At 45.6% G+C, this 13,184-nt stretch carries 8 protein-coding genes; 2 read left to right on the top strand and 6 right to left on the bottom strand.

Annotation, left to right across the window (positions count from 1 at the left end; genetic code table 11):
• Positions 1 to 11: 11 nt before the first annotated feature.
• The gene (locus tag OZ660_RS18315) at positions 12 to 1,370 is read right to left on the bottom strand and encodes a GH1 family beta-glucosidase (protein ID WP_274741931.1); all 1,359 of its coding nucleotides are present in this window, start codon (positions 1,368 to 1,370) and stop codon (positions 12 to 14) included.
• Between the two features lie 207 nt (positions 1,371 to 1,577).
• Between OZ660_RS18315 and OZ660_RS18310 the strand changes: the two genes are divergently transcribed.
• Positions 1,578 to 2,840, top strand: coding sequence for a sugar MFS transporter (locus tag OZ660_RS18310; protein ID WP_274741930.1), 1,263 nt, complete (start codon positions 1,578 to 1,580; stop codon positions 2,838 to 2,840).
• 2 nt (positions 2,841 to 2,842) lie between these two features.
• Positions 2,843 to 5,431: a glycoside hydrolase family 3 protein gene (locus OZ660_RS18305; RefSeq protein ID WP_274741929.1), complete on the top strand. Its 2,589-nt coding sequence runs from the start codon at positions 2,843 to 2,845 to the stop codon at positions 5,429 to 5,431.
• Between the two features lie 95 nt (positions 5,432 to 5,526).
• Here OZ660_RS18305 and OZ660_RS18300 read toward each other — a convergent pair whose 3' ends face one another.
• The 5 genes from OZ660_RS18300 to OZ660_RS18280 form a co-directional block, all read right to left on the bottom strand.
• The gene (locus OZ660_RS18300; protein WP_274741928.1) at positions 5,527 to 6,198 is read right to left on the bottom strand and encodes a DUF799 domain-containing protein; all 672 of its coding nucleotides are present in this window, start codon (positions 6,196 to 6,198) and stop codon (positions 5,527 to 5,529) included.
• A 3-nt stretch (positions 6,199 to 6,201) separates the two neighbouring features.
• Positions 6,202 to 6,546 (bottom strand): DUF4810 domain-containing protein, encoded by a 345-nt coding sequence (locus OZ660_RS18295; protein ID WP_274741927.1) that lies wholly within the window; start codon positions 6,544 to 6,546, stop codon positions 6,202 to 6,204.
• Positions 6,547 to 6,548: 2 nt separating this feature from the next.
• The gene (locus OZ660_RS18290) at positions 6,549 to 7,175 is read right to left on the bottom strand and encodes a CsgG/HfaB family protein (RefSeq protein WP_342455375.1); all 627 of its coding nucleotides are present in this window, start codon (positions 7,173 to 7,175) and stop codon (positions 6,549 to 6,551) included.
• Between the two features lie 219 nt (positions 7,176 to 7,394).
• Positions 7,395 to 10,340, bottom strand: a complete 2,946-nt coding sequence (locus tag OZ660_RS18285) for a TonB-dependent receptor (RefSeq protein ID WP_202262779.1) — start codon at positions 10,338 to 10,340, stop codon at positions 7,395 to 7,397.
• A gap of 67 nt (positions 10,341 to 10,407) precedes the next feature.
• Positions 10,408 to 13,086, bottom strand: a complete 2,679-nt coding sequence (locus OZ660_RS18280; protein ID WP_274741924.1) for a glycoside hydrolase family 16 protein — start codon at positions 13,084 to 13,086, stop codon at positions 10,408 to 10,410.
• Positions 13,087 to 13,184 lie beyond the last annotated feature (98 nt).

Raw genomic sequence — 13,184 nt, 5'->3', positions numbered from 1 at the left:
GGTATTGTTCCTTATTTTATACCGCTAATGTACCTATTAATTCTGCTCTTAACCAGTTCTGCGTAGGCATTACCACTTTGCTTTATTGTTCTTTTTTGCGTTTCATAGTCAACGTGAACAATGCCAAAACGTTTGGAGTATCCCAGCGCCCACTCGAAATTGTCCATCAGGCTCCATGCAAAGTACCCTTTAATATCCACACCCTGCTCAATGGCTTCATTAACCGCGTTAAGGTGGGTGTGGAAGTATTCTGTACGATCATCGTCTTTAACTTCGCCATCAATTAACTCATCGTTCATTGCCGCCCCATTTTCAGTGATGTAAATGGGAGGTAGTGTGTATTCGTTGTGCAAATCCACCAAGAGTTCAGTGAAAGCGTCAGGTGTAATTTCCCAACCCATAGCCGTTAACGGTGTATCAACAGGCGGAACTACGTTAAACCAATTTTTCTCATTGGCTTCATAAACGGTGCGGGTATAAAAATTAATGCCCAAATAATCGATAGGCTGGGAAATAATCTCCATGTCGCCCTCAAGAATATCGGGGCGCTCTTCATTACTGAGCTTTTCTATAACGCTGGGGTAACACGCGTCCATTAACGGTTTTAGGTACCACTGATTGTGATATTCATCAGCCCACTTAGCCGCCTGCTTGTCTTGCTCTGTATCTGTGTTGGCATGACAGGTACTGAAATTGAGTACGATACCGTGCTGACTGTTAGGGCATAATTGACGAAGTGCTTGTAGTGCTAAACCATGGGCAAGCAATAAGTGATGTGCTGCTTTTCGGCCATTGCCAACGCCTGTTTTCCCAGGTGCATGTATACCTGTCTCATAGCCTAAATAAGCTGAGCAAAACGGCTCATTAAGTGTGGCATAGGCATGCACTTTATCACCTAGTGCATTGGCGACAGCGGTGGCATAGCGCTGAAATGCGTAGGCAGTGTCTCGATTTAGCCAGCCACCTTTATTTTCAAGATGTTGCGGTAAGTCCCAATGGTAGAGGGTAACAAACACCTTCATTTTTCGTTGCAATAGCGCATCAACAAGGTTGATGTAAAAACGCATGCCCACTTCGTTGACGCTGCCATCTTCGTTCATTACGCGTGGCCATGAAATTGATAGGCGGTACGCATCAACGCCAAGAGATGAAATTAGTTCAACATCTTGTAAGTAGTATTCAACATGTTTACACGCAATATCGCCATTACTTCCGTCTTCGATAGTACCCGGTTGTGAACAAAATGTATCCCAAATGCAGTCAAGTCGACCTTTCCGGTCGCCTTCAATTTGAAAGCTAGATGTCGCTACTCCGTAGACAAAATCCTTGGTTAACATCAAGGAATTAGCGGGGAGGGTAATTTTGTGCATCGTTCTACTGTCCTGCAATTAACAAACATTTCAAATTCGCAAAGCAATTAGGTTTATCGAAATAACATGATTTTTACATTGAATTCGGCAACACTTCGTGTAATTATTCGATAAATGTAAGCGCTTACAAAGTTATTCGTATTATGATGTAAGCGCTTTCAAATGTAAATTTATCATTAATTAAAAAAATAGCAATAGAGGTTACTCGTGGAAACACCAGCGCAACCGAATACGACAACTGCTTATCAAGCCGAAGACAAGGGGGGATACCGCTTTGCGCTTATCTCACTTACTACGCTGTTCTTTATGTGGGGATTTATTACATGTCTGAACGACATCCTAATTCCTTACTTAAAAGGCGCATTTAACCTTACATTTACACAAGCAATGCTTATTCAGTTTTGCTTTTTCAGTGCGTATTTTATTGTGTCTTTGCCTGCAGGTATGGTGGTTTCTCGAATAGGTTACCAAAAAGGTATCGTGCTTGGACTCGGCATCGCATGTTTGGGATGTGTATTGTTTTTCCCCGCTGCTGCCAGTCAAGTATACGGGATCTTCCTTCTTGCCTTGTTTGTACTCGCATCTGGGATCACTATTTTGCAAGTGTCGGCTAATCCTTACGTGACGGCGCTTGGGGATCCTAAAACAGCGTCATCGCGTTTGACAATGACACAAGCGTTTAACTCATTAGGCACAACGGTTGCGCCTTTCTTTGGCTCATACCTTATGTACGGTGCAACTGGTGAACATAGTATGGCAACCGCCTCAGCTTCTGATGTTCAGGTTCCTTACCTTATTCTTGCTGCTGCGCTTTTGTTACTCGCTCTTGTCTTTTTGTTTTTAAAGTTGCCAACACTCAACCATACCAGCGCGAATACGGGCGTTTTCAAAGGTGGCGCATGGCAGCACAAACACCTAGTGCTTGGGGCAGTAGGTATTTTCATGTACGTCGGCGCTGAAGTAGCCATCGGCAGCATGCTCGTAAACTATCTGGCCAGCCCGAGTGTAGCGAATTTAACAGAAGCGAAAGCGTCTAAATTGCTTGCCTATTACTGGGGCGGAGCCATGGTAGGTCGCTTCATTGGTGCCCTGATTATGCAAAAGGTGTCTGGCGGTCTAGTGCTAGCCTTTAACGCATTCTTTGCCATTGTGCTTATTTTGATTTCAATATCGACCACAGGCGATATGGCACTTTACAGTGTGCTTGCTGTTGGACTGTTTAACTCAATTATGTTCCCAACCATCTTTAGCTTGGCGCTTCAGCAGCTAGGTAAAGACACGCCACAAGGCTCAGGCATTCTTTGCTTGGCGATCGTTGGCGGTGCAATTGTCCCACTTTTACAAGGGATGCTAGCTGACAGTATTGGGGTAACACTGTCTTTCTTACTACCGGCTTCTTGTTACTTGTACATTGCTTACTATGGTCTTGTGGGCAGCCGTGTATCACAAACTAACTCGATTAAGGAATAACAATGCGAAAAACAAAACTCGCCAACATTGTTACGACGGCGCTAATTGGCGCGTTAACGGGCACAATGCTTAGTGCGTGTTCATCACCTGAGAGTCCGAGTAGCTCAATACCTAAACAAGAAGCCGCCAGTGATACATCGCCATCTCAAGCTGCAGAAAATGCTGCTGCCATATGGCCAAAGCTTGATATAGAAGTAAAGCCTGATGCAAGTGTTGAGGCGAAGGTGTCAGACATCATGGCGTCTATGACATTAGAGCAAAAAATTGCTCAAATGATTCAGCCAGAAATTCGCAATATCACCGTGGAAGATATGCGAAAGTATGGCTTTGGGTCGTACCTAAACGGCGGTGGCGCATTTCCTAATAATGACAAACATGCCACGCCTGACGATTGGGTAGCATTAGCAGAAGCGCTTTATCAGGCTTCGGTAGACGATAGTTTAGATGGTTCAACGATTCCCACCATGTGGGGAACAGATGCGGTACACGGTCATAATAACGTGATTGGTGCCACGCTGTTTCCCCACAACATTGGGCTTGGAGCAGCAAACAACCCAGAATTGATGGAACAGATTGCGCACATTACAGCGAAAGAGGTAATGGCAACCGGTATTGATTGGGTATTCGCCCCTACGGTGGCTGTTGTGCGTGATGATAGATGGGGGCGCACTTATGAAAGTTATTCAGAAGACCCTGCCATTGTGCGTGACTATGCTGCATCTGTTGTAAAAGGCTTACAAGGGGCAGCTGATAAAGACTTTTTAAGCGACCAACGCGTAATTAGCACTGTTAAACATTTTGTCGGTGACGGTGGTACGGTTGCTGGCGATGACCAAGGTGACAACATCGCGACTGAACAAGAACTCTTTGATATTCATGCGCAAGGTTATGTAGGTGGTCTCACTGCAGGTGCGCAGTCTGTTATGGCCTCATTTAACAGCTGGCACGGCGAAAAACTTCACGGCCACAAGTACTTGCTAACTAATGTATTGAAAGAGCAAATGGGGTTTGATGGGTTTGTTGTGGGCGACTGGAATGGTCATGGCCAAGTGGCGGGATGCAATAACGAAGACTGTGCACAAGCCATAAATGCCGGCTTGGATATCTTTATGGTGCCGAACGACTGGAAAGCACTGTATGAAAATACCCTCGCTCAAGTTAAAGATGGTTCTATCGCGATGTCGCGAATTGATGATGCTGTTCGTCGTATCTTACGCGTAAAAGTGCGTGCTGGGTTATTTGAAAAACCAAGCCCGGCCAACAGGCCTTTATCAGGTGACCGCTCTCTTATTGGGAAAGACAGCCATAGAGATGTGGCGAAGCAAGCGGTAAGAGAATCCTTAGTGTTGCTTAAAAACAAGGCAAAGACGTTACCGCTTGATGGCGCAAAGCGTATTTTAGTCGCTGGTGACGCCGCTGATAATATTGGTAAGCAATCAGGTGGTTGGTCAATTACCTGGCAAGGTACTAACAACACCAATGATGACTTCCCCGGTGGTACGTCTATTTTCGATGGTATTAAACAGCACGCTGAGCAAGCAGGCGGTGAAGCGGTATTATCGGTGGATGGTGAGTTTGATGCGAAACCCGATGTCGCTATTGTTGTATTTGGTGAAGAGCCTTATGCAGAAGGGCACGGCGACAGAGAAACACTGATTTATCAGTACGGTAACAAGCGCGACCTCGCACTACTTAATAAATTGAAAGAACAAGGTATTCCTGTTGTTTCTGTTTTTATAAGTGGTCGCCCTATGTGGGTTAACGCTGAGTTAAATGCATCAGATGCATTTGTTGCCGCGTGGCTACCAGGTTCTGAAGGTGCAGCGGTTGCTGACGTTCTTTTTGGTAAGCAAGATTTTAAAGGAAAGCTACCGTTTTCTTGGCCTGCGACACCGCAACAAATTGTGAATGTAGGCGATGACGATTACGCGCCACTTCTACCCTACGGCTTTGGTCTGACATTGAGTGATGAAGATGTACTGGGTGATTCACTTAACACCAAAGTTGAAGTAAGCAGCGAGAATGAAGCGCCTATGGCAATTCTAAATGGGTCGGTGCAAGCGCCTTGGGTGCTATGGTTATATTCTGGTGAAGAGTCTTTGTCGGTAAATGCGAGCACGCATACCGTTGGCGCTGTGAGCTATCGCACGGTGGATAAAGAAGTTCAAGAGGATGCCCGTAAAGTGAGTTTTGATGGCAGTGCGTATGGCGCAATGCGCTTTGCGAGCAAGAGTTTCTTCCGTGAAGATCTTAGTGCGCAATTACTCAATAATGCGGCGCTCACATTCAGTGTAAATCGTCACTCTGAGATAAATGCGCCAGTGAATCTTGCGATGAACTGCGAAGGCGAAGGCGATGCAGCAGGTAGTTGTTCTACTAATATCGATATTAGTGAGCAACTAAAGGCTTTACCACGTGATACATGGTCAACATTAAGCATCGATTTACAGTGCTTTGTTGAAGAAGGTATTGATTTTACCGGGCTTGTAGTGCCATTCGAGTTAGGCAGCGCCGGAAAGGCAAGCTTGAGTGTGGCTGATATCCAATTTACGCCTGATATGGCCAATGAGGCTGAAATTTCTTGTCAGTAGCCATTAGCCTATAAGCGAAACTAAACTATAAAAAATGCCGCTAAGTCTTAAAGACTAAGCGGCATTTTTGTTTGCTTTATCAATATAGTTAAAAACTACTTCTTCTCACTTGGAACGGGTTGCCCGTATTTTGGTGAGCGAGGTCCATACAAAAGGCCATTGTAGCTTTCAGCTGATAATAAACGTGTAGAAGTTAGCGCTGCAATTTCAAAACCTTTGTCGGTAACTGTTTCGAAGATTTGACTCACAGCAGCTTGAACTAACATGCCAACAAGGCCTCCGCTATTTGAGTTTTGCTGTTCAGCACTAGAGGCGCTTGCTTTACCTGTCCAAAGCATTTCACCTGACCGTAGATCTACCAAAGAAGCGGTTACGGTAACGCGGGTTTCGCTAGAGATAACAACATAACTCGTACCATAATCCTCAATAGTGACATACAGCGCTGTATCTGCACCAAAAATCTCATTGAGCTTTGTCGGAGGTACAGCATGGATGTCAGTAGCTTCAGTGAGTCCATTGTTCGCGAAAGTTTGATTAACGATAGCGACCGGGAAAACATAGTATCCAGACTCAGCGATAGGGGTCGCAAGTTGAGTCATCACACTGTAAGGAGCAACCACTTCAGGCGTATTGTTGACAGGAGGTAGAACGATAACAGACTGAGGGTTGGCAGCTTTAAAAGCAGTATAATCATGCGCTGGTGGCATGCTTACGCAAGCCGTAAGCGCTACCAACATAGTCATTATAGAAATTAAACGAATAGTCATGTGCTATGCTCCTTTGGCTGAACTTAGCAAGAAATCAATGTACTGTTGCGACTCAGGGAACAGTTGTTTCTCTGTCTCAAAGTGCTGCTCACCTAAAGCCGCATTTCCTGTTTCAAAGTACAGCATGCCCAAATGAGCATGGATGCCGGGAGCGATACTTTTATTCTGAGCGACAGCTAGTTCAATTGTTTCCTCAAGTGCCAGTATTTGCTCTTCTAGCGTAGTGTCTTCGCCTTTAAAGTAGCTGTATACGGCCGTATTGTATTCACCATAGTAATAAAGCGGCTCAGTAGTCTTACAACCAACCAAACCCAGTACTAGAGCGAAAGAAAAAATTATTTTTTTCATTGTTATATTTTCCATGCGCCAGATTCAATACCGTTAACCAAATTGTTAACTGACTCTCTTATTGCTAAATCAAGAACTTTTCCGTTCAATGTAGCATCATAACTTGCAGTACTACCAAAACCGATCACCTCGCGTTCTGATAGGCTATACTCACCAGCTCCGGTGACTGAGTAAACAACTTCTGATGTTGTTACATCTACAACGTTCAAAGTAACTTTAGCGTAAGCTATCTGTGACTTACCTTTGCCGAGAATGCCGAAAAGTTGTTTATCACCAATGGCTTTACGACCGAACTCTGTAACGTCCCCCGTTATAACAAAGCGTGCGCCTGAAATTTTTTGTTCTGTACCTGTACGCTGCGCTTCTTCCGCCAGCAGGTTCATATTGTCCCTATCTAAAACACTAAAGCGATTAGTCTGCTGTAGGTGGCTCATGAGGGTTGTTTTAGCTTGGCTACCCAAACGGTCTTGTCCATTAGAAAAGATACCGTTTTGAAAACTTGAACGATTAACAAACTGCCCAACGACAAGTTTTTTCTTCTCGCCAGTATACTGTGTGTTGTAGCTGTTAACTTTTGGAGTTTCAACGACTTGAGAAGAAGTTGTTGCACACCCGGATGTTATACATATTGCTGTTAGAAGTGATACCGCTGAAAGTACTTTTTTATTATTAAGTTTTTTCACACTATTCCCTTTTTCCTTTGTGAATTGTTGAGAAAATCATCCCATAGCGATTTTATACTAAATTTGAGTGGTGTTAAATTAATGACTTTGGAATAGTGAAACTTACTTCACTGACACAAAAAAGGCCGCTATAAAGCGGCCTGAACTCACACGAGAACACACGTTTTAAAAGGTATATCTGGCACCTAAGGTATAACGAGGTCCGTATTGACGAGCAAACAAGAATTGCTCTTCAAAGCGGCCGTAACCACGTTCGGTTTCATCGTTGATGTTCACACCTTCAAGGAATACCGTTAGGTTTTCGTTTACGTCATAGTTGATGCTTGCGTCAACTTGGCCAAACGTATCAAATTGGGTGGCAGGGTTGTCAGATGAACCTTGCGCTTGACCAATACCAACGACATAGTCTGAACGCCACGCATAGGTAACTTTTACTGACAGACCCTCTTTTTCATAGAAAACTTGGAAGTTAGCCGAGTCACTGATACCTACTAGCGGATCTTGCTCACCAAGGTTATATGGGTCGTACTCCACATCACCGTCAACAAGCGTAGCGTTTGCACCAAAGCCGAAGCCGGTGTCGCCAAACGTATGTTGAATAGCAAGTTCGATACCCTCAACCGTCTTAGAGTCGCTTGAGTTACCAGGCTGAGTGGTGCGCCATGTAATTAGCGGATCATCAGCATTTGGCGTCACAACACCATTTTCATCGGCATAGCCATTTTGAACAAAGTAATCGTAGATGGCGCTATCAGTAGCTTGTTCACCGGCAGCTTCCAGCGCGCTTACCGCTTCGTTCCAGCGAGGACCTTGATAGATATCACGTAGTCCTTCGAACTGTCTGTCTTGGCCTGTTGTTGTAATATAGTTTTCAACAGACTTTCTGAATAAGCCTACAGCCGCATAGCTTGCATCGTCGTAGTACCATTCTAACGATAGGTCTATGTTGCTCGACTCGAATGGCAATAGACTTGTGTTGCCTGCTGATGCGGTACGCGCGCCAATTTTCGGGCTTCCGCTAAACGACAGACCGCCTTGCAGTAGACCAATCGGAGCACGCGTAATTGATTTACCCCACGAGAATCGCGCCACGATGTCGTCGGTTACATCTACTTTTACGTCGAACATTGGTAATACAACGTCGTACTCACCGGTGAAGTCTTGTAACTGCAAGTCATCTTCAAACTGCGTGATCCACTCAGACGCCGCTACCCAGTTAACCTGAACTGGTACACGTACTTCCGCAGAACTTGGTACTTCGGTTTCTTCGTAGCGAACACCTGCATTAATTTGCACAAGGTAGTCACCTACTTCGAAATCCCACTCAGTTTGTACGTATATTGAGTCTGTGATCTCTTCAACGTTACTGACTGACGGTGCACCCATAAAGTATGGGTCAATAGAGTAAGCGTTGCCTTCACCTACTACGTCAGCAGTGATAAACGCCAACTGACGGGCAATGGCTTCATCAAAGTTGAAGGTATAGTAGTACCCTGGATTCATACCTGCACCGCCACCGTCAAAGGCATCTAAGAAGCCTGAGGTGTCGTTGCGAATAAACATGCTATCAGGGAAAATTTGTGTAAATGATGGGTTAAAGCCCGGACCACCACGTAAACCGCTCCACGCAGTAAAGCCGCTAAGCGCTTGTTCAGTGCGTGCAACTCCAAAGTCGACTTTAACAAGCGGGATATCGAACGCAGAGTTGTACCACGTACCATCAAGTTGAAGTTGTTCAATATCAGAGCGACCAGGCGAGTAGATGAATTGACTGAAGTTTGAGTCAATCTCGCTAGGTAGAATTTCGTTGGTACCGTTGTTCCAGTTTACGAAAACTTGTGGGATTTCGCCTGAACGGAAGTCGTACACTTTTGATTCTAGCTGATTAGAGCCAAGAATAACTTGTCCAGCACTGCCTAGACCTTTGTCATAACCATTGTCTGTTTTGTTGTACGAGTCATGGTAGTCAAGCTTGAAGTGCCAGTCGTCGTTTACCATCCAGTCTAGGTTTACACCTAATGAGCGAGCATCTACGCGTGTTGTGTTGCGGCTTGCAGTGAATGAACCGTCATCACCACTAATATCAGCATAAACTGCAGTGCCGTTTTCATCTAGCTCATAAGCATTAATGTTAGCACCGAAGTTGTTCCAGATACCCCAACCCACAGAGTTAGTACCAGTAGTGGCACGTGATGCTGTGTAATCAACGGTCGCAGTGAAGTTATCTACAGGACGGAATTGGAATGTCGCTTGCGCATTTTGACGCTCACGCTGTACGTCGCTGATACCATAGTTCATATCTTTCGGGAAGAAAGCGACATCGGTAAGGTTCGTACGATTATCAATAACGTTTGCCGCATCAAGTTCTGGAAGCGCACTATTTTCTTGTAGCTGCCAGCCTTGAATATTTGCAGATTGTTGTTGGAAGTCACGCTCTTGATGTGAGAAAGACAAACCAAAACCAAACATATCGTCGGCAAAGGTGTTGCTGTATACACCCGCAATTTCTGGTGTTACATCGTCGCCTTCTTCGTTTGACGAGTCATAAATGCCTTTCACAGAGATGGTTGCGTTTTGGCCAGGTTGAGAAAGCGGCTTCATAGTGATGATATTCACTGTCGCACCTAGACCACCACTGGGATTTTCAGCGCGTGCTGTCTTCTGTAACTCAAGCGTGTTCACGCCTTCTGAAGACAAGTTGGCCAAATCAAATGAACGGGTGAAACCTGTACCCGGCATTTGGCGGCCGTTTAGTGTAACTAGGTTGAATTCTGGACCAAAACCACGAACAGTGATTTGGCTACCTTCACCATTGTTACGGCTTATTGTCACACCGGTTATACGTTGCAGTGCTTCTGCAAGGTTGGTGTCTGGAAACTTACCCAGTTCTTCTGCAGAGATAGCATCAACAACACCATTAGAACTGCGCTTAAGATCCATCGAGCGCATCATACTACCGCGTATACCGCTAACCTGGATAACTTCTACTTCACCTTCAGACGGTTCAGCTGTTTCTGCTTCTTGTGCAAAGGTAGGAAATGCAAGGGATGAGCCCATCAACAAAGCCATTGATGTGGCAAGCTGGGTCTTTTTAAAAGTTGTGCGTTTCATAATTGCCCTACTAATTCTTATCAATTCAAGACTGCCGCCTGCACTGTTACAAGCGGCAGTTGCTTTGTTACTGCGCTGCTATTTCAAGGTTGTCCACACGATAGACTGCGCCTTCACCCTGTCCCCAAGCTGGGAACATCATGATCACGTTGATAGCACTGATGTCTAAGCCTGCATCGTATAGCGTTTGAAGTGGGAATGTATAAGTCTGCCATTCACCTTCAACAGGGTCTGCACCTTCCACACTGGCTGACATCGCCAACTCAACCGCAGTAGATGCGCCTATCGACTCAATTTTGAATAACCACGGTGCTGATGCATCATTTGGCATAGCGCTGACTTTCATTTCAAAGCGAACAACGCCAGTTGATAGCAGTGCTGATGCATCATAAGAAGTACCTTCATCAGCAAGGAAGCCCATTACCGTTGGCGTACCGCCGATACGGAATTCGGCAACTGTACCGTGATCGGCATCGTCGACCTCTTCAGTTGGTGTAGAACCACCACAGCAATCCCAAATTGACCATTGGTCAGCGGCAGTATCAGCAAACAACGTAATGCCGCCCGCTGGTGCTTCACCGCTATCAGGGTGGAAAAACTTAACGTTGTCTAGGCGGTATACTGCACCTTCACCTGTACCCCAAGCTGGGAATACCATGATGACGTCAATCGCGCTTACATCTAGCCCACGTGCTTGTAGATCTGACAGCGTGAATGTGTAAGTCCGCCACTCACCCTCTACAGGTGCTTGACCTTCAACACTTTCTGCAAGAGGAAGCTCAACAGCTGTCGCAGCGTCATTAGATTCAATTTTAAATAACCATGAAGCATCAGGGTTGCTTGGTGCATTAACAACACGCATTTCAAATTGTAGTAGACCGCCATCAGTTAGTGCCGTTGCGTCAAACGGTGTATCGCCACCACCTGCTGCTGGACGAGTAATGAAGCCCATTACTGTAGGATCTGCGCCAATTCTAAACTCAGCAGTTAGACCGTGGTCTTCGTCATCCATTTCTTCTGTTGGTGTAGAACCACCGCAGCAATCCCACATTGGCCAGTCTGGGTTTTGACCGTCTTCAAAGATAACAAGCTCTGGGTAGCTAGCGCCGCCTTCTTGTGAAATTTCAACATTGGTCATGCGATACGTTGCGCCGTTACCTGTATCCCACGCAGGAAATACCATGATTACGTCAATTGCACTTGTATCCAAGCCCGCTGCCGCTAGTGTGCTCAGTGGGAACTCGTACGACTCCCATACACCTTGTTCTGGTGTTGCACCGGCTACGTCTGCTGGGCCAACATAACCATCCATCAATGGCAGCTCAGCCGCAGTAGAGCCTTCACTACTTTCAATTTTGAACAACCAGTTAGTTGTTGCATTGTTCGGTAGTGAAACAACTTTCAAGTCGAACTTAACGCTACCAGTTTCTTCCATAGGCGATGCATCAAACGGTGACGCTTCACCTTCTGGATCGGTAATGAATTGAGCGCGGCTAATAAAGCCCATTACGGTTGGCGCTTCGCCAATAGAGAATTCGTAAACTTGACCTTCGTCTGCGTCTTCAACAAGTGCTGGCGTTGTGCCACCACAGCAATCCCATGCTGGCCAGTTCGGGTTCGGTGTGCCGTCGAATATGGTAAGGTCTTGAGCAATACCTGTTGATGGTGGCGTAGGAATAGGAGCAGCACCTTCTACAAGTGCATCTTCCAGTGAATCGTATCCAGGGCGAACGGTCTCACAACCTTTGCCTGTCTCTGGATCAGACGCACATTCGTATACGCGAACGTAATCAATTTCATAGGTCTGACCGTCTGCAAAAGCAGCAGCATCAATACCTGTTTCATTTACCGCTTCCGGCCATGCACCGCCAACCGCTAAGTTAAGAATTAAATGGAATTCTTGGTCGAAAGGGGCATTGTCCCAATGCGTTGTAAGCTCACCAGTACCTTGCTCATAGTACTCAGCATACCAACCGCGATGCGATAAACCGGTTGCATCACCATTGGCGTTGTAACGAACTTCTGAGCGACGTTGCGTTGCATATAGATAGCCATCCATATACCAGCGAATTTCACCTTCTTGCCATTCAATAGCATAAGTATGGAAATCGTCGGCAGGGTTCGCGCCGCTTGGCAATGAGTAGGCTTGTCCTGAACTGTCGTTATTCGGCCATTCCTGACCATAATGCAACGTACCGTAAATGTGGTTTTCTGGATTACCATCGATATCAGCAGCTTTTAGGTTAACTGCCTCAACAATGTCGATTTCACCAGAACGAGGCCATCCGCCATATACTTCATCAGTAGGCATCATCCAGAACGCTGGCCAGCTGCCTTGACCTGATGGCATTTTAGCGCGCATTTCAATACGGCCATATTTGAAATCTGCTTTGTAGCGTGTGTTTAAGCGTGCTGACGTATAAGGTTTTTGTGCACCTTCCTCAGCTGGCAAGGCAACAATTTTTAAGCTACCTTCTGATACATATGAGTTATCTGCACTGTCGGTATAACATTGCGCTTCGTTATTACCGCCACCTTCGCAGTTAACTTCGTGTGTCCAGTTATCATCATCAATACTGGTACCGTCAAATTCATCAGCCCACACGAGTTGCCAGTCTGATACTGGCTCTACTGGGTCGACAACGTTGATATCGGTGGAAGTGGTTGATCCACCACCGCAGCCAAATAGGGTTGTGACTGATAACGCGGCAGCTATCCGCGTAAGTTGAGTTGCTTTTTTAGTCATTATTTTCAGCCCTGATCCAAAGAAATTAGGTTGTTATGTTGCGGCGATGGCCACGTAAAAAGCGTTTTGTAAGCGCTTACAAATTGGGTTAAATAAAA

The sequence above is a fragment of the Alteromonas sp. 009811495 genome, assembly GCF_028865455.1.
GTDB lineage: Bacteria > Pseudomonadota > Gammaproteobacteria > Enterobacterales > Alteromonadaceae > Alteromonas.
Note: the sequence above shows the minus strand (reverse complement) of the source record. Positions and strands in the feature narration are given on the sequence as shown.

Bases quoted from the DNA above. Each gene is read 5' to 3' on its own strand.
- OZ660_RS18305 (WP_274741929.1), top strand. From the start codon at position 2,843: ATGCGAAAAACAAAACTCGCCAACATTGTTACGACGGCGCTAATTGGC.
- OZ660_RS18280 (WP_274741924.1), bottom strand. From the start codon at position 13,086: ATGACTAAAAAAGCAACTCAACTTACGCGGATAGCTGCCGCGTTATCA.
- OZ660_RS18300 (WP_274741928.1), bottom strand. From the start codon at position 6,198: ATGACTATTCGTTTAATTTCTATAATGACTATGTTGGTAGCGCTTACG.
- OZ660_RS18295 (WP_274741927.1), bottom strand. From the start codon at position 6,546: ATGAAAAAAATAATTTTTTCTTTCGCTCTAGTACTGGGTTTGGTTGGT.
- OZ660_RS18285 (WP_202262779.1), bottom strand. From the start codon at position 10,340: ATGAAACGCACAACTTTTAAAAAGACCCAGCTTGCCACATCAATGGCT.
- OZ660_RS18315 (WP_274741931.1), bottom strand. From the start codon at position 1,370: ATGCACAAAATTACCCTCCCCGCTAATTCCTTGATGTTAACCAAGGAT.